General features: G+C 64.5%; 17 protein-coding genes and 1 tRNA gene. 6 read left to right on the top strand and 12 right to left on the bottom strand.

Annotation, left to right across the window (positions count from 1 at the left end):
• Positions 1-18: 18 nt before the first annotated feature.
• Together CK489_RS08110 and CK489_RS08105 are read left to right on the top strand one after the other, a co-directional pair.
• A complete protein-coding gene (locus CK489_RS08110; RefSeq protein WP_095731864.1) occupies positions 19-1,149 on the top strand; it encodes a DUF5938 domain-containing protein in 1,131 nt (376 codons plus the stop codon).
• 143 nt (positions 1,150-1,292) lie between these two features.
• Complete coding sequence (locus tag CK489_RS08105) at positions 1,293-2,822, top strand: AMP-binding protein (RefSeq protein WP_095731863.1); 1,530 nt, start codon at positions 1,293-1,295, stop codon at positions 2,820-2,822.
• Between the two features lie 18 nt (positions 2,823-2,840).
• Here the strand turns inward: CK489_RS08105 and CK489_RS08100 are convergent, their stop codons facing one another.
• Complete coding sequence (locus CK489_RS08100) at positions 2,841-3,398, bottom strand: cytochrome P460 family protein (protein WP_050628061.1); 558 nt, start codon at positions 3,396-3,398, stop codon at positions 2,841-2,843.
• Positions 3,399-3,677: 279 nt separating this feature from the next.
• On the opposite strand from CK489_RS08100, the gene CK489_RS08095 reads away from it, so the two are divergent.
• A complete protein-coding gene (locus CK489_RS08095; RefSeq protein WP_095731952.1) occupies positions 3,678-4,025 on the top strand; it encodes a DUF6665 family protein in 348 nt (115 codons plus the stop codon).
• 69 nt (positions 4,026-4,094) lie between these two features.
• On the opposite strand, the gene CK489_RS08090 is transcribed toward CK489_RS08095, so the two are convergent.
• The 8 genes from CK489_RS08090 to CK489_RS08055 all read right to left on the bottom strand — a co-directional run bounded on the left by CK489_RS08090 (position 4,095) and on the right by CK489_RS08055 (position 11,250).
• Positions 4,095-4,361: a BQ00720 family protein gene (locus CK489_RS08090; protein WP_021082591.1), complete on the bottom strand. Its 267-nt coding sequence runs from the start codon at positions 4,359-4,361 to the stop codon at positions 4,095-4,097.
• A gap of 50 nt (positions 4,362-4,411) precedes the next feature.
• Positions 4,412-4,837, bottom strand: a complete 426-nt coding sequence (locus tag CK489_RS08085) for an Hsp20 family protein (protein ID WP_021082592.1) — start codon at positions 4,835-4,837, stop codon at positions 4,412-4,414.
• A gap of 170 nt (positions 4,838-5,007) precedes the next feature.
• A complete protein-coding gene (locus tag CK489_RS08080) occupies positions 5,008-6,090 on the bottom strand; it encodes a sn-glycerol-3-phosphate import ATP-binding protein UgpC (protein ID WP_095731862.1) in 1,083 nt (360 codons plus the stop codon).
• The gene (gene ugpE / locus CK489_RS08075; protein WP_050628063.1) at positions 6,090-6,938 is read right to left on the bottom strand and encodes a sn-glycerol-3-phosphate ABC transporter permease UgpE; all 849 of its coding nucleotides are present in this window, start codon (positions 6,936-6,938) and stop codon (positions 6,090-6,092) included. The genes CK489_RS08080 and ugpE overlap by 1 nt, the downstream gene beginning before the upstream one ends.
• Complete coding sequence (gene ugpA / locus CK489_RS08070; protein WP_050628064.1) at positions 6,938-7,819, bottom strand: sn-glycerol-3-phosphate ABC transporter permease UgpA; 882 nt, start codon at positions 7,817-7,819, stop codon at positions 6,938-6,940. The genes ugpE and ugpA overlap by 1 nt, the downstream gene beginning before the upstream one ends.
• Before the next feature lie 63 nt (positions 7,820-7,882).
• Positions 7,883-9,199, bottom strand: a complete 1,317-nt coding sequence (ugpB, locus tag CK489_RS08065; RefSeq protein ID WP_095731861.1) for a sn-glycerol-3-phosphate ABC transporter substrate-binding protein UgpB — start codon at positions 9,197-9,199, stop codon at positions 7,883-7,885.
• Between the two features lie 207 nt (positions 9,200-9,406).
• The gene (locus CK489_RS08060; RefSeq protein ID WP_095731860.1) at positions 9,407-10,612 is read right to left on the bottom strand and encodes a CaiB/BaiF CoA transferase family protein; all 1,206 of its coding nucleotides are present in this window, start codon (positions 10,610-10,612) and stop codon (positions 9,407-9,409) included.
• Between the two features lie 212 nt (positions 10,613-10,824).
• Entirely contained in the window at positions 10,825-11,250 is a 426-nt protein-coding gene (locus CK489_RS08055; protein WP_095731859.1) for an organic hydroperoxide resistance protein, read from the bottom strand.
• A 187-nt stretch (positions 11,251-11,437) separates the two neighbouring features.
• Here CK489_RS08055 and CK489_RS08050 point away from each other — a divergent pair, with 187 nt between their 5' ends.
• Positions 11,438-11,899, top strand: a complete 462-nt coding sequence (locus CK489_RS08050; protein WP_095731951.1) for a MarR family winged helix-turn-helix transcriptional regulator — start codon at positions 11,438-11,440, stop codon at positions 11,897-11,899.
• Between the two features lie 18 nt (positions 11,900-11,917).
• Here CK489_RS08050 and CK489_RS08045 read toward each other — a convergent pair whose 3' ends face one another.
• From CK489_RS08045 to CK489_RS08035, 3 genes are all read right to left on the bottom strand, one after another.
• Positions 11,918-12,157 carry a GIY-YIG nuclease family protein gene (locus CK489_RS08045; protein ID WP_095731858.1) on the bottom strand — a complete coding sequence of 80 codons (240 nt, stop codon included), beginning with the start codon at positions 12,155-12,157 and terminating at the stop codon, positions 11,918-11,920.
• Between the two features lie 123 nt (positions 12,158-12,280).
• A tRNA-Ala gene (locus CK489_RS08040) sits at positions 12,281-12,356 on the bottom strand.
• Positions 12,357-12,461: 105 nt separating this feature from the next.
• Positions 12,462-12,869 carry a TIGR02300 family protein gene (locus CK489_RS08035; RefSeq protein ID WP_050426529.1) on the bottom strand — a complete coding sequence of 136 codons (408 nt, stop codon included), beginning with the start codon at positions 12,867-12,869 and terminating at the stop codon, positions 12,462-12,464.
• 146 nt (positions 12,870-13,015) lie between these two features.
• Between CK489_RS08035 and aroA the strand changes: the two genes are divergently transcribed.
• Positions 13,016-14,353: a 3-phosphoshikimate 1-carboxyvinyltransferase gene (gene aroA / locus CK489_RS08030; protein ID WP_198960859.1), complete on the top strand. Its 1,338-nt coding sequence runs from the start codon at positions 13,016-13,018 to the stop codon at positions 14,351-14,353.
• Positions 14,350-14,979, top strand: a complete 630-nt coding sequence (cmk, locus tag CK489_RS08025; RefSeq protein WP_095731856.1) for a (d)CMP kinase — start codon at positions 14,350-14,352, stop codon at positions 14,977-14,979. The genes aroA and cmk overlap by 4 nt, the downstream gene beginning before the upstream one ends.
• Positions 14,980-15,024 lie beyond the last annotated feature (45 nt).

Genomic DNA, 15,024 nt, shown 5'->3' with positions numbered 1-15,024 from the left:
GCATTTCGGAGGATCGCAATGAGCGAGAAGAAGCCCGTCATCGTCTATGGCGCGTCCGGCTACACCGGCCGGCTGGTCTGCGAATATCTGCGCGAGTACAACATCCCCTTCATCGCCGCCGGCCGCAGCGCCGACAAGCTCAACGCCGCGATGAAGTCGAACGTGGCCGGCATCGAGACCGCCGACTACGAGGTCGTGACGGTGCCGCACACCGCCTCGGCGCTGACTGAGTTGTTCAAGGGCGCCTCGGTGGTGCTCAACACCGTGGGCCCGTTCGCCAAGTTCGGCGTCGAGGTGGTGCAGGCTTGCCTCGCTGCCAAGTGCCACTACACCGACACGACCGGCGAGCAGGACTGGCTGATCACGCTCGAGCAGGAGTTCGGCACAAAGTTCGCGAATGCCGGCTTGCTGCTGGCGCCGGGCATCGCGCAGATGTACACGACGGGCGAGATCGCCGCGCAGCTGTGCCTGGAGACGCCCGGCCTCGACACGCTCGATATCGCCGTGTTCTGGGGCGGCAGCCCGACCATCGCTTCGACGCAGACCATTCTGGTCAACGCCGCGATGGCCAAGGCCTACTACCTCGAGCAGAACAAATACGTCGAGCATCAGCCCGATGCCGGTCTCTACAACCTCGCCATCCCCGGCCAGCACGAACTGGCGCTGGCGCTGCCCTGGGGCGGCACCTCGCACCCGGTGTGGTTCAAGCGCGATCCGCGCGTCGCCAACGTGAAGGTGCTGGGCGGCGTGTTCAACCGTGCGCTGATGCTGGGCGTGCCGCAGATCGTCGCCGCGGCGCTGGACGCGACCAAGGACATGAAGCCCGACGAGCGCTACGCCGCGTTGGCGCAGACCGCGGCCGGCGTGATGAACACCATGCCGCCGCGCGAGAACCCGCGCGTCAACAAGTCGCTGGATTCGGTGTACGCCTCCGGCCCGCTGGGGCGCGCGCACTGCGTCATCTACGGCAACAGCAACTACAAGCAGACCGGCATGTTGCAGGCCTTTGCCGCGGCGTACCTGCTGCAGCAGCCGCCCAAGCGCGTCGGCTTCGCCTCCGGCTGCCAGGCCTTCGGCCATCACGAGCTGCTCGGGCAATTGCGCAGCTTCGGCCTGGTCGGCAAGCCGGTCCTGACCGTGCACGATTGAGCTTGGGCCCCGATCGGATCGGGGCTCGACACTCCGTTCCCTGAAGCGTTTTCGTCAGGCGCACCGGTATCCGCCTTGCTCGAAGACGTCTATCCGCGGGTGACGCCGTCGCGCGTCACCCGCGCCCTCTCGCGAGGCCCGCCATGCGCTTCATCGATTATCTCGACAAGGGTGCCTCGCTCGGCGCCGACGCGCCGTGCCTCACCATGGATGGCCGCGACCTCAGCTATGGCGAGGTGCAGCGCTTGAGCTACCGGATCGCGCGCGGGCTCGAGCGATCCGGCATCGCGCCCGGCGAGAAGGTCGCGATCCTGTCCGGCAACGATCCGCTTCCCTTCGCCTGCGTGTTCGGCATCTCGCGCGCTGCCGCGGTGTGGTGCCCGATCAATCCACGCAACGAGGCGGCCGAGAACAAGTTCATCCTCGACCAGTTCGATTGCAATCTGCTGCTGTTTCATTCGAGCTTTGCGCCGATGGTCGAGGCCGTGAGGCAGGACCTGCCGAAGCTGCGCGCGCTGATCTGCCTCGATCAGGAAATGCCGTTCGCGCCGTCGTTCGACCGCTGGCTGTCCGGGCTTGCGGACGATCACCATCAGCGCGAAACCGTCGACGATCTCGCGATGATCCCCGGCACCGGCGGCACCACCGGCAAGCCCAAGGGCGTGATGCTGTCGGGCCGCAACATCGAGGCGATGACCGCGCTGACCCTGATGGGCTATCCGTTCAAGGGCCGTCCGGTCTATCTCGCGCTGGCGCCGCTGACGCACGCCGCGGGGGTGCTGTGTTTTCCGATCATGACGCTGGGCGGCCGCGTCGTGATCATGCACCACCCTGATATCGGCGAGTTCTTGGCGCTGATCGCGCGCTATCGCGTCACCCACACCTTCCTGCCGCCGACCGTGATCTACATGCTGCTCGACCATCCCGGGCTCGACGCGGCCGATCGCAGCTCGCTGCAATGCTTCTGGTATGGCGCGGCGCCGATCTCGGCGACGCGGCTTGCGGAGGCGTTGCGCCGGATCGGGCCGATGGCGCAACTGTTCGGCCAGACCGAGGCGCCGATGATGATCTCGATGATGCCGCCAGCCGATCACTATCATGCAGACGGCACGATCGCGATGGAGCGGCTGTCCTCGGCCGGGCGGATCGGCCCGCTGGTGCAGGCCGGCATCATGGATGGCGACGGCAAGCTGTTGCCTGCGGGATCCCGTGGCGAGATCGTGGTGCGCGGCTCGCTCGTCATGGACGGCTACTACAAGAACCCGGAGGCCACGCGCGAAGCGTCAGTGCATGGCTGGCACCATACCGGCGACATCGGCTACATCGACGGCGACGGCTATCTCTATATCGTCGACCGCGCCAAGGACATGATCATCACCGGCGGCTTCAACGTCTATTCGATCGAGGTCGAGAACGCGTTGCGGGCCCATGAGGCGGTGCAGGATTGCGCCGTGATCGGAATGCCCGACGACAAATGGGGCGAGCGCATCGTCGCCGTGGTGCAGCAGCGCGCCGGTCACACCGTCGATGCGACGGCGCTGGCGGCGTTCGTCAAGCAGCAGATCGGCAGCATCAAGACGCCGAAGCAGATCGAGGTCTGGGACGATCTTCCGCGCTCCAAGGTCGGCAAGGTGCTGAAGCCGGACATCCGCGCGCGGCTGGTGCAACGCTAGCCCGCGCGATCCGGGCATCTATCTCTTGCCGTACTCGGTGAACACATAGTCGCGGTTCTGCACCACCGTGTGGCAGGCATAACCGCATTTTGCGTCGTTTTCCTGCGGCGGATTATCCGTCGTGTTGGCAGGCCTGAACACATCTGTCGCCGCGTCGTACTCGAATGCGCCGTATCCCCAGCCGCCGCTATCGGCGAACCTCTTGCTGTCCTTCAACATGAAATCGACGTCGTGCTGCGCGCCTGGCACGGTTGGTTGGCCGGGATATGCCTCTTGCTTCTTCGGGACCCAGTGAATCTTCGCCATCTTGGCGCCATCGGGGAACGGCTTGCCATTGCCGGGTACGCCCTCCCGGTAGGCACCGATCATCGCGGGGTTGCCCAGGATCACGGCGATTACGCCTTCGTTCTCGCTGATCGCGATCACCGACCAGTCCTCGTATCCCCTGAACTCGGAGAACGCGAGCCCATTCGGCACTTGCAGGCTGTACTTGTCTTGCGCGGAAATTGCGACACCAGTCGCCAGGACGGAAATCGACACCGAAGCAACGAGATTGATCAGCCAGCTCTTCTGCATGGTCGCATCCCTCCTTTGATCGATTTTGGTGGTGCATAATTGTTGCTGGAAATTCCCCTGTCGCATTCCGTTTCACGAGAACCAATTACAACACGGAACTGCGCGGAGCGAAATGGAGTCGCGACCGTGGCCCGCTGCCCAGGGCTGCGCACAAGAGCTGCTCACATTGACCGAGCCTTGGCCTGGCGTGATCGAGCATACGCGCGCCCATTGACAACCCGGCGGTGACGCCGGAAGACGGACGTGCGCAACATTGCGCATGCGAACCAGGGATCACTGATGTCCCGCGATTTTCGCCTTGATCGTGTTCCCGTCGACGTTCTCGCCTACGAGCTCGCCGAAGAGCGGGCGAGTGCGCTCGGTCGGATGGGGCGCGCCCTCGAACGAGCACTTGCCAAGCTGCGCGAGTTCGATGCCGCGCATCCGCACGCTGAAGCCACGGCGCCCGCGCATCAGGCACGGCGCATCCTGGTGCGGGAAGCCGGCCATGCGCTCTGGATGTTCGTGGTGCAGCGAGAGGCGTGCGGGCTGCGCAACAACCGCATGCTGATGCGGGACTATAACGTGCCCGGCGAGGTGCAGCTCAGCATGGGGCCGATGCTCACCACATCAAATACATCACCATAAAAAATGCGCGGGCCGCCTCGGTGTCGAGGCAGCCCGCGCGTATCAGCGGATGCTAAAGCTAACAATACGTCAGTGGACGCTGACGGCTTGCAGCTCATTGCTCCAGGCGTTTGCGATCGCGGCTTCGCGGCTGTCGGTCAGCATGATCGGCGTGCCGTCGGCGGCATGCAGTGCGAACAGCTTGAGGCCGGGCGCGATCTTCGGCGCCTGCGGAAAGAGATCGGGCACGTCCTCGGAACGGACCTGCTTCACATAGGCGATGTGGCCTTCGCCCAGATGAGCCAGTGCTTCCGGCGTGACGCTGTCGGATTGGAAGATGATACTCGCTTCACTCATGGTCTCGACTCCTCAGTCAGATAAGCGGTCGAGTCCGCTCGTTGTTTCTATTATTCGTGCTCATTGATAGCGATTGTCTTAATGACCCGTTCAGGTTCCGGCCTGGCCAGGTCAATCGACAACAATCCGTTCTTCAGATCCGCGCCCAGCACCTGCATCCCCTCCGCCAGCACGAAGGTGCGCTGGAAGTGGCGCGCGGCAATGCCGCGATGGATGTATTGCCGAGCCTTGTCGTCCTGCTGGCGGCCGCGGATGACGAGCTGATTTTCCTCAATAGTCACATCGAGTTGGTCACGGGTGAAGCCCGCCACCGCTAGCGTGATGCGAAGCCGTTCAGGCTGCCCGTTGGTACGGTCGCACCGCTCGATGTTGTACGGAGGATAGCCGTCAGCGCCCTTCACGACGCGGTCGAGCGCACGCTCGATCTCGTCGAATCCCAGAAGGAACGGACTGGACAACGATGGAACACGAGACATTACAAAGTCCTCTCGAAGCGACTTTGAGGGGCCCTTGCGGCGCCCCATGCAACCGGCGGGCCGTCTGGCCTCCGGTCAGTGATGGATATGGGGGCGATCTGGATAGCGTTCAAGCAGCCCCGAAACCAGCCTAAACGCCCGCAACATGAGGGCAAATTCTTCTCGATCGGTTACCCTGCGACCCGCTTCCGTCCGTCAGCGGTAAAAAGATGCAGTTTGTCGCGCGGGGCAACGGCCCGGATCCGCTCGCCGATCGCGGGGCCGGTGGCGCCGGGAACCCGGACGATGACCTCGCCCGGCGGCAGCTCGCCCGGATTGGCGGCAACCCCCTGCTCCTCGCGCTGGCGGCTGCCATAGACGAAAGTTTCGGCACCGACATGCTCGATCGCCTCGACGGTCAGACCGAGCGCGACGCCGCCGGATACCGTCTCGCTGGAGATCACGAAATCCTCCGGCCGGATTCCGACGATGCCGGCGCCGTCCGCGCCCGCGATCTGGGACGTCAGCTCGTCCGAGCGCAGCGGCATCAAATTCATCGGCGGGGCGCCGATGAAAGAGGCAACGAAGGTGGTCGCAGGCCGCTGGTAGATGTCCAGCGGATTGCCGATCTGCTCGACCTGGCCGCCATTCATGACGACGAGGATATCGGCCAGCGTCATCGCCTCGAGCTGGTCGTGGGTGACGTAGATCGAGGTGGTGTTGAGCCGGCGCTGCAGCTTGCGGATCTCGACCCGCATCGCGATGCGCAGCTTGGCGTCGAGGTTCGACAGCGGCTCATCGAACAGGAACACCTTCGGCTGGCGCACGATGGCGCGGCCCATCGCCACGCGCTGGCGCTGGCCGCCGGAGAGCTGGCGCGGCTTGCGCTCCAGCATCGGCGAGAGCTCGAGCACGCGCGCGGCTTCCTCGACGCGGGTCTTGATCTCGGCCTCCGCCATGCCGCGGTTGCGCAGACCATAGGCCATGTTGTTGTAAACGCTCATATGCGGATAGAGCGCGTAGTTTTGGAACACCATCGCGATGTCACGGTCGGCGGGCTCGACCTGGTTGACGACGCGGCCGCCGATGTCGATCTCGCCGCCGGTGATGGTCTCGAGCCCGGCGACCATGCGCAGTAACGTGGACTTGCCGCAGCCGGAGGGGCCGACCAGCACGCAGAACTGGCCGTCGCCGACGTCGACATCGACGCCCTTGATGGCCTCGAAGCCGCCGGGATAGGTCTTGCGGACGCTGCGCAGCGTGACGTTGGCCATTATTTTTCCGTCTCCACCAATCCGCGCACGAACAGTTTCTGCATCACAACGACGACGAACACCGGCGGCAGCATCGCCAGCAGCGCGGTCGCCATCACCACCGGCCATTCGGTCAGCGCGTCGGTCGTGGTGATCATCTTGCGGATGCCGACCTGGATTGTCTGCATGTCGTCGCGCGTCGTGATCAACAGCGGCCAGAGATATTGATTCCAGCCGAGGATGAAGAGGATCACGAACAGCGCGGCCATGTTGGTGCGCGAGAGCGGCAGCAGCGTATCCCAGAAGAAGCGGAACGGGCCGGCGCCGTCGATGCGCGAGGCCTCCAGCAATTCATCCGGCACGGTCATGAAGAACTGCCGGAACAAGAGCGTCGCGGTGGCCGAGGCGATCAGCGGCAGCGACAGGCCGGCATAGCTGTCGAGCAGATGCAGGTCGGCGACGATCTTGTAGGTCGGATAGATGCGCACCTCGACCGGCAGCATCAAGGTGATGAAGATGATCCAGAAGATCGCCATCCGGAACGGAAAGCGAAAATAGACGATCGCATAGGCCGAGATGATCGAGATCGCGATCTTGCCGACCGCGATCAGGAGCGCCATGACCAGCGAGTTCAGCATCATGTTGAGGACGGGCTCGCGGGTCGAGCCGCTCGTGCCGACGAACAGTGTCTGGTAGTAGGTCTCGAGGAAATGGCCGCCGGGCAGCAGCGACATCTGGCCGTTGGCGATGACGGCGTTGTCCTGGGTCGAAGCGACGATCGCCAGATACACCGGGAAGGCGACGATCGCGATCCCGATCCACAGGATGATGTGAGCCAGATAGCGCTGGAAGCCCTCTTCCTCGACCATCAGTAGGTCACCTTGCGCTCGACGAAGCGGAACTGGATTCCCGTCAGCACGACGACGATGACCATCAGGATCACCGACTGCGCCGCCGAGGAGCCGAGATTTCCGCCGAGCAGGCCGTCGGTATAGACCTTGTAGACCAGCGTCTCGGTCGCCTTGCCGGGGCCGCCACGGGTCATCGTGTCGATGATGCCGAAAGTGTCGAAGAAGGCGTAGACGATGTTGATGACCAGCAGGAAGAAGATGGTCGGCGACAGCAGCGGGAAGATCACGGTCCAGAACCGCCGCATCGGACGCGCGCCGTCGATCGCGGCGGCTTCGATCACGCTCTTCGGGATGCTCTGCAGGCCGGCGAGGAAGAACAGGAAATTGTAGGAGATCTGCTTCCAGGCCGCTGCGAGGATGATCAGGGCCGCGGCCTGGTCGCCGTCGAGCAGCGGATTCCAGTCAACGCCCATGGCGCGCAGATAGCGCGACAGCACGCCGAGCGAGGGATGCAGCATGAACACCCAGAGCACGCCGACCACGGGCGGGGCCACGGCGTAGGGCCAGATCAAGAGCGTGCGGTAGAGCGTCGAGCCGCGCAGCGGCTTGTCGGCCATGACGGCGAGCAGCAGCGCGAATGACAGCGAGGACACCGCGATCGCGAACGAGAACGCGAAGGTCCTGATGATGGCGGCGAAATAGGCCGGATCCTTGAACAGTTCGAGATAGTTCTCGAACCAGACGAAGCTGGTGGACAGGCCGAAGGCGTCCTGCAGCAGGAAGGACTGGATCACCGCCTGTGCGGCCGGCCAGTAGAAAAAGACCAGGACGATCGCGAGTTGCGGGGCAACCAGCGCGTACGGCAACAGCTTTGATTGGAAAATCGCTTGCTTTTGCATGATCTCTGAAGAAATGGCAGGCCGCTCGTCGCGGCCTGCCGTTGATGGCCTCAAACCATCATGTCAGCGGACGGCGGTCTTTTCAAACTGCCGCAGCATCTGGTTGCCGCGCTCGACGGCGGAGTCCAGCGCCTGCTTGGCGGTCTTCTTGCCGGCCAGCGCCTGCTCGATCTCTTCCGACCACATGTCGCGCAGCTGCACCATGTTGCCGAGGCGCAGACCGCGCGAATTCTCGGTCGGCTCCTTGTTGGTGAGCTCGAGCAGCGGGGTCTCGAGATAGGGCTGGTCCTTGTAGAAGCCCTCTTCCTTGGCCTTGGCGTAGGCCGCCTTGGTGATCGGCAGATAGCCCGAGGCCTTGTGGATCCAGACCTGGCGGTCGGTGTCCGAGAGGAAGGTCAGGAACTTGGCAACGCCCTTGTATTCCTCGGCCGACTTGCCGCCCATCACCCAGAGCGAAGCGCCGCCGATGATCGAGTTCTGCGGTGCGCCCTTGACGTCGGGATAATACGGCATCGGGGCGGCGGTGAAGTTGAACTTGGCCTGCGCCTTGACGTTGCCGAAGAACGCCGACGAGGTCAGGTAGATCGGGCATTCGCCGGAGGTGAAGCGGCCTTCGCCGGTGTTGGTGCGGCCGGCATAGTCGTAGGTCTTGTCCTTCTGCAGCTCGACCAGGTTCTCGAGATGCTTGACCTGCAGCGGGCCGTTGAATTCGAGCACGGTGTCGAAGCCGTCGAGGCCGTTGGCCTTGCTGGCGAGCGGCACGTTGTGCCAGGCCGAAAGCTGCTCGAGATTGACCCAGGTGACCCACGAGCCGGAGAAGCCGCAGGTGGTGTAGCCGGCCGCCTTCAGCTTCTTGGCATCCTCGAACACCTGCGGCCAGGTCTTCGGGATCTCGGCGATGTTGGCCTTCTTCAGCGCGTCGAGATTGACCCACATCACCGTCGACGACGAATTGAAGGGGAACGACAGCATCTCGCCCTTCGAGGTCGAGTAGTAGCCGGTGATCGCGGGCAGATAGACGCTCGGATCGAATTTCTCGCCAGCATCGGCCATCAGCTTGTAGACCGGTTTGACGGCGCCGGTGGCGGCCATCATGGTCGCGGTGCCGACCTCGAACACCTGCATGATGTGCGGCGCGTTGCCGGCACGGAAGGCGGCGATGCCGGCGTTCATGGTGTCGGCGTAGCCGCCCTTGTAGGTCGGGATCACCTTGTAGTCGGACTGCGAGGCGTTGAAGTCGTTGGCCAGCTTGACGATGACGTCATTGTTGGCGCCGGTCATCGCGTGCCACCACTGGATCTCGGTCACCGCAAACGCAGGTGACGCGAATGCAAGCGTAGCAGCGGCGACAGCAGCAGCGCCTAATCGTCGAAAAATCATCAAAGCCCCTCCCGGTTGGAACACCATCTTTCGTTGCGCGCGTTATCAGCGCCGGATGACGTTCAAATGACCGTATAAACGAAAGTCATCGTAGGGGGGAAGCCGCGACAAAGGGAAGCGGTAAAAAAGGCGAAGATCGCCGCCGCCGGCGCCGTGCGGTGCAGCGCCGGACGCGACGCTGCACCGCAGGGCTGACGGATGGTCGTGTCAGCGCTTGCGCTGCGGACCGCAGACCACGCCCTTGTCGACCAGGCCGTTGATCTCGTCCCGGGAGTACCCGAACTCGCCCAGCACTTCCGCAGCGTGCTGGCTGAACTTCGGCGGCGTGCGGCGCAGGTTCGGCTTGGTGCGTTCGAGGCGGATCGGCGAGGCGACGCCCTTGTACCAATCCTTCTCGATGACGTCGCCGCGATGGATGGTGTGCGGGTTGGTCAGCGCCTGGTCGATCTTCTGCACCGGGCCGGCAGGCAGGCCGGCGGCGAGCAGCCGGTTGCACAGCGGCTCGGCCTCGTGCTGGCTGAACACCGCGGCCAGCTCGGCCCGCAGCGCATCGCGGTTGGCGATCCGGTCCTTGTTGCGGGCAAAGCGCGGATCGGTGCCGAGCTCGGGCTTGCCGATCTCCTTGGCGAGCTTGCGGAAGGTGCCGTCATTGCCGACGCCGATGAAGATGTTGTCGGTCTTGGTCGGGAAGATCGCGTACGGCACGAGGTTGGGATGCTCGTTGCCGGTGAGCGACGGCGGCTTGCCATGCATGAAATAGTTCGCGGTGTGCGGATGCATGATCGCAAGCCCGGTCTCGTACAGCGTGGTCTCGAGGAACTGGCCGAGCCCCGAGCGCTGCCGCTCCGACAATGCCATCAGGATGCCGATCGTGGCATAGAGCCCGGTGGTGATGTCGACCAGCGGCACGCCGATGCGCATCGGCCCGCTCTCCGGGGAGCCGGTCGCCGCGATCATGCCGGTCATCGCCTGGATGATCGCGTCATAGCCGGGATTGCCGCCGCGCGGGCCGTCGGCACCGAAGCCGGAGATCCGGCAATGCACGAGGCGCGGAAATTTCGCGCGCAGCACGTCGTTGCCGATGCCCCATTTGTCGAGCGTGCCCGGCTTGAAGTTCTCGATCAGCACGTCGGCGGTCTCGAGCATCTTCATCAGCACCACGCGTCCGCCTTCGGAGGCGAGGTCGAGGCCGATCGAGCGCTTGTTGCGGTTGATGCCGACGAAATAGGCCGCGTCCTCGTCGTGGAAGGGAGGGCCCCAGTCGCGCACCTCGTCGCCGGCGGGCGGCTCGACCTTGATCACGTCGGCGCCGTGGTCGGCGAGGATCTGGGTGCAATACGGGCCGCCGAGCACGCGCGTCAGATCGATCACGCGCAGTCCGGTCATCGCGCCCGTAGCCGCTGGGGTATTCATGGAAGCAACCTTCGCTCAGTTGGGATCGAAAACGAGGGTCCCAGAGCTAACGGTCTTCGGGCGAGGCAGCAATGCTTCCGTCGGCGCAGGCCCATGCAGCAGGCGGCGCGTGCGTTCGCCAAGCGAACTGAAGGGAGCGCGCTGGCATCTCGAATGCAAACAAAATAGTCCGCCACGCGGCAAGGCGTGACGGACCATTGGCGGGAGCAGAATTAGACGACGCTCAGCTTGACGTCGACATTGCCGCGGGTCGCGTTGGAATACGGGCACACCTGGTGCGCCTTCTCGACCAGCGCTTCGGCGTCAGCGCGGGACAGGCCGGGCAGCGAGACGGCGAGTTCGACGGCGAGGCCGAAGCCGCCTTCCGAGCGCGGACCAATGCCGACCGTCGAGGTCACCGCGGCGTCGGCGGGAACCTTGGGGCCGCCCTGCGAGGCCACGAACTTCATCGCGCCGATAAAGCAGGCGGCGTAGCCGGCCGCGAACAGCTGCTCCGGATTGTTGCCGGCGCCGCCGCCGCCACCGAGCTCCTTCGGGGTGGTGAGCTTGACGTCGAGCGCGCCATCGAGCGTTGCCGCATGGCCGTCGCGGCCGCCGGTTGCCTTGGCGCTGGTCTTGTAGAGCACGTTCACAGACATCGTGGTCTCCCTCGGGTTTGGACTTGCTGGTTTGGTGTGGGTTTTGAAATCGACGGCCCTACGTATTGCATCCAATTGAATTGTGCACAATATAAATTCCGAGGCCTCACATTTAATTGTTCGCAATTGAATCCGCGGTCATGTGAGCCCAAAATGACCCGCAAACGAGATGGATTCGATGGGAATCATGGTCAGGAAACAGACGGCGGCGGATCAGGCGCTGCGGCTCGATAACCAGATCTGCTTTGCGGTCTATTCGACCGCACATGCCTTCAACCGCGTCTACAAGCCGCTGCTCGACCGGCTCGGGCTGACCTATCCGCAGTATCTCGTGATGCTGGCGCTGTGGGAGCGCGACGACGTGCCGGTCAAGGACCTCGGCGAGCGGCTGTTCCTGGATTCCGGCACGCTGACGCCGCTGCTGAAACGGCTGGAAGCGGCGGAGTTCGTCAGGCGGACCCGCAGCACCGAGGACGAGCGCGTGGTGCTGATTGCGCTGACGCAGCAGGGCCACGCGTTACGCGAAAAGGCCAAAGCCGTTCCGCAATCGATCCTCGCGGCGTCGGACTGCACGGTCGGGGAGTTGCTGGCGATGAAGGACGAGATCGTCGCGCTTCGCGACCGCTTGAATGCGGTGCTTGGGGAGTAGCGGCCGGATGTGCGGCGGCTAGAGGCGCTTCCTGGCGAAGGCGCGGCCGCTATGGGATTTGAGATACTTCTCGAATGCCAGGGCTTTGTATTTGTCCGGAAATGCGCAGTACCAGACGAGTTGCCAAGGCTTGAATTTTGAGGTGTGGGCGGACTTGCCGGCGTTGTGCTCGGGAATCCGTCGTTTCAGATCCTCGGTGGCGCCAACGTATTCCTGATCAGGGAAGTTGATGCTGCGGATGATGTAGACGTACCACATTCGCATCCACGAATAGCCGGAGTACCGACCAGTCCGTCTTCGCCCTTCGGGCTACGCCGGACACCACGCCTCGCCCTTCAGGCAACTCGTGGCTGCGCCACGCGTAGCCCGAAGGGCGAAGCGTGGTGGAGCCAGGCGGGATCGAACCGCCGACCTCTTGCATGCCATGCAAGCGCTCTCCCAGCTGAGCTATGGCCCCTTATCCAGTGGGATGATCCTGGGGGATCGATCCCGGTCCGCACGGCTTAGACTCGCGCGGCAGCACCGTTGATCATAGATCGGCGCCGATCTCAAGTCTCTTCTATCAAGTCTCTTCGTCGCCGCCGACGTCACCGATGATGTCGGTGACGTCCTCATCGCCCTCTTCCTCGTCGGCAATGAAGGTCGAATCGTCGTCGTCATCGTCGTCGATGGTTTCATCGACCTCGATATCGTCCTCGGATTCGGGAACCTGGGCCTTGACCTTGCCGGTGTTCTCCTCGGCATCGGCTTCCTCGAGCGAGACCATCTCTTCGGCCTCGGCGGGCTCCGGCATGTCGGCGGCGGTCGCAGGCGAATTCACGGTGGCGCCACGGCCCCGCGCGGGGGCGACGGGCGCAATCGGCACGACCTCGCCGGTGTAGGGCGAAATCACCGGATTCTTGTTGAGGTCGTAGAACTTCTTGCCCGTGGTCGGGCAAATGCGCTTGGTTCCGAGCTCGGACTTGGCCAACGTGGTCATCCCAGAATTTTGCTGAAAAACGGTGCTTCACTTGGCTAGTTGAGCAGCCGCTGTCAATAGCGGTTTGCGCGCAAGTGACGGGCGCGTGACGCGGTGTTGCCTATGTGATACCTGCCGCGGCGCGAGAGGACACAATCTTGGCCCATTCTGACACCCAAACCCCGCTGGAATCCCGCGCCTGCGGCCCCCTGGCCGGCAAGGTCCGCGTTCCCGGCGACAAGTCGATTTCCCACCGTGCCCTGATCCTGGGAGCGCTTTCGGTCGGCGAAACCCGGATTTCCGGCCTGCTGGAGGGCGAAGACGTCCTCAATACCGCCAAATCCATGCGCGCGCTGGGCGCCAGGGTGGAGCGGACGGCGCCGTTTGCCTGGTCGGTGTCCGGCGTTGGGGTCGGCGGTTTCGCCCAGCCCGCAGCCCCGCTCGATTTCGGCAATTCCGGCACCGGCTGCCGGCTGGTGATGGGCGCGGTGGCCGGCTGCCCGATCGCGGCCATCTTCGACGGCGATGCCTCGCTGCGGTCGCGCCCGATGCGCCGGATTCTCGACCCGCTGGAGCTGATGGGCGCCCGGACCAGCGACATCAAAGAGGGCGGCAGGCTGCCGCTCACCCTGCACGGCGCCCGCTATCCGGTGCCGATCGTCTACAAGACGCCGGTCGCCTCGGCCCAGATCAAGTCCGCGGTGCTGCTGGCGGGCCTCTCCGCGCCCGGCATCACCACGGTGATCGAGCAGGAGGCGAGCCGCGACCACACCGAGCTGATGCTGAAGCATTTCGGCGCCGAGATCACCACGGAGAGGGAAGGCAGCCACGGCCGCAGGATCTCGTTGAACGGCGAGCCGGAGCTGCACGGTGCCGAGGTCGTGGTGCCCGCCGATCCGTCCTCGGCATCGTTCCCGATCGTCGCCGCGCTGATCGTCGAGGGCTCCGATGTGGTGTTCTCCGACGTGATGACCAATCCGCTGCGCACCGGCCTGTTCACCACGCTGCGCGAAATGGGCGCCTCCATCGAGGAGAGCGAGGTGCGCGGCGATGCCGGCGAGCCGATGGCGCAACTGCGCGTGCGCGCCTCGAAATTGAAGGGCGTCGAGGTGCCGCCGGAACGCGCGCCGTCGATGATCGACGAATACCTGGTGCTGGCGGTTGCGGCTGCCTTTGCCGAGGGCGCCACGATCATGCGCGGCTTGCAGGAGCTGCGGGTCAAGGAGTCCGATCGTCTCGAAGCCACCGCGGACATGCTGCGCGTCAATGGCGTCAAGGTCGAGGTCTCCGGCGACGATCTGATCGTCGAGGGCCGCGGCCACGTGCCGGGCGGCGGCCTCGTCGCCACGCATATGGATCATCGTATCGCGATGTCGGCGCTGGTGATGGGCTGTGCGTCGGATCGGCCGGTGAAGGTCGACGACACCGCCTTCATCGCCACAAGTTTCCCGGATTTCATTCCGATGATGCGCGCGCTCGGAGCTGACTTCGCATGATCATCGCCATCGACGGACCCGCCGCCTCCGGCAAGGGCACGCTCGGCAAGCGGCTTGCCCACCACTATGGCTATCGCCACCTCGACACCGGCGTGATCTACCGCGCGGTGGCCTATGCGATGATGGCACAGGGCGCCGACCTCAATGATGAGGCGCTCGCAGTGGCGGTCGCGCTCGAACTCGATCCCGAGAAATTCGGCAATCCGGTCCTGAAGACCCAGAAGGTCGGTGAGGGCGCCTCGGTCGTCTCGGCCTTCCCCAAGGTGCGTGAGGCGCTGGTCAGTTTCCAGCGCCAGTTCGCCGCCGATCCGCCCGGTGCGGTGCTGGATGGGCGCGACATCGGCACCGTGATCTGCCCCGATGCCGACGTGAAGATCTTCGTGGTCGCCGATCCCCGCGTGCGGGCGCGGCGGCGCACCTTGGAAGCCCGTGCGCGCGGCGAGGACGCCGACGAGGAAGCGGTGCTCGCCGACATCCTCAAGCGCGACGAGCGGGACAAGAACCGCGCCGTTGCGCCGTTGCGGCCGGCCGCCGACGCCCACACGCTGGACAATTCCAATCTCGACATCGAGGCCGGCGTGCGCGCCGCCATCGCCATCGTCGAGGCAGCCCGCGCCCGGCGCTGATCAACAAAAAGCGCGATGACCGAGGTCATCGCGCCCCTAGCCCGC

It is taken from the genome of Bradyrhizobium sp. UFLA03-84 (genome assembly GCF_002289535.1).
Taxonomy (GTDB): domain Bacteria; phylum Pseudomonadota; class Alphaproteobacteria; order Rhizobiales; family Xanthobacteraceae; genus Bradyrhizobium; species Bradyrhizobium viridifuturi.
The sequence above is the reverse complement of the archived record's forward strand: the minus strand, read 5'-3'. Positions and strand labels throughout refer to the sequence as shown.

Coding starts and splice junctions, on each gene's coding strand:
- ugpB (WP_095731861.1), bottom strand. CDS start 9,199: ATGATTTTTCGACGATTAGGCGCTGCTGCTGTCGCCGCTGCTACGCTT.
- CK489_RS08055 (WP_095731859.1), bottom strand. CDS start 11,250: ATGTCTGTGAACGTGCTCTACAAGACCAGCGCCAAGGCAACCGGCGGC.
- CK489_RS08045 (WP_095731858.1), bottom strand. CDS start 12,157: ATGTGGTACGTCTACATCATCCGCAGCATCAACTTCCCTGATCAGGAA.
- ugpA (WP_050628064.1), bottom strand. CDS start 7,819: ATGCAAAAGCAAGCGATTTTCCAATCAAAGCTGTTGCCGTACGCGCTG.
- CK489_RS08085 (WP_021082592.1), bottom strand. CDS start 4,837: ATGTCTCGTGTTCCATCGTTGTCCAGTCCGTTCCTTCTGGGATTCGAC.
- CK489_RS08105 (WP_095731863.1), top strand. CDS start 1,293: ATGCGCTTCATCGATTATCTCGACAAGGGTGCCTCGCTCGGCGCCGAC.
- CK489_RS08080 (WP_095731862.1), bottom strand. CDS start 6,090: ATGGCCAACGTCACGCTGCGCAGCGTCCGCAAGACCTATCCCGGCGGC.
- ugpE (WP_050628063.1), bottom strand. CDS start 6,938: ATGGTCGAGGAAGAGGGCTTCCAGCGCTATCTGGCTCACATCATCCTG.
- CK489_RS08110 (WP_095731864.1), top strand. CDS start 19: ATGAGCGAGAAGAAGCCCGTCATCGTCTATGGCGCGTCCGGCTACACC.
- CK489_RS08100 (WP_050628061.1), bottom strand. CDS start 3,398: ATGCAGAAGAGCTGGCTGATCAATCTCGTTGCTTCGGTGTCGATTTCC.
- CK489_RS08050 (WP_095731951.1), top strand. CDS start 11,438: ATGGTCAGGAAACAGACGGCGGCGGATCAGGCGCTGCGGCTCGATAAC.
- CK489_RS08095 (WP_095731952.1), top strand. CDS start 3,678: ATGTCCCGCGATTTTCGCCTTGATCGTGTTCCCGTCGACGTTCTCGCC.
- cmk (WP_095731856.1), top strand. CDS start 14,350: ATGATCATCGCCATCGACGGACCCGCCGCCTCCGGCAAGGGCACGCTC.
- CK489_RS08060 (WP_095731860.1), bottom strand. CDS start 10,612: ATGAATACCCCAGCGGCTACGGGCGCGATGACCGGACTGCGCGTGATC.
- CK489_RS08090 (WP_021082591.1), bottom strand. CDS start 4,361: ATGAGTGAAGCGAGTATCATCTTCCAATCCGACAGCGTCACGCCGGAA.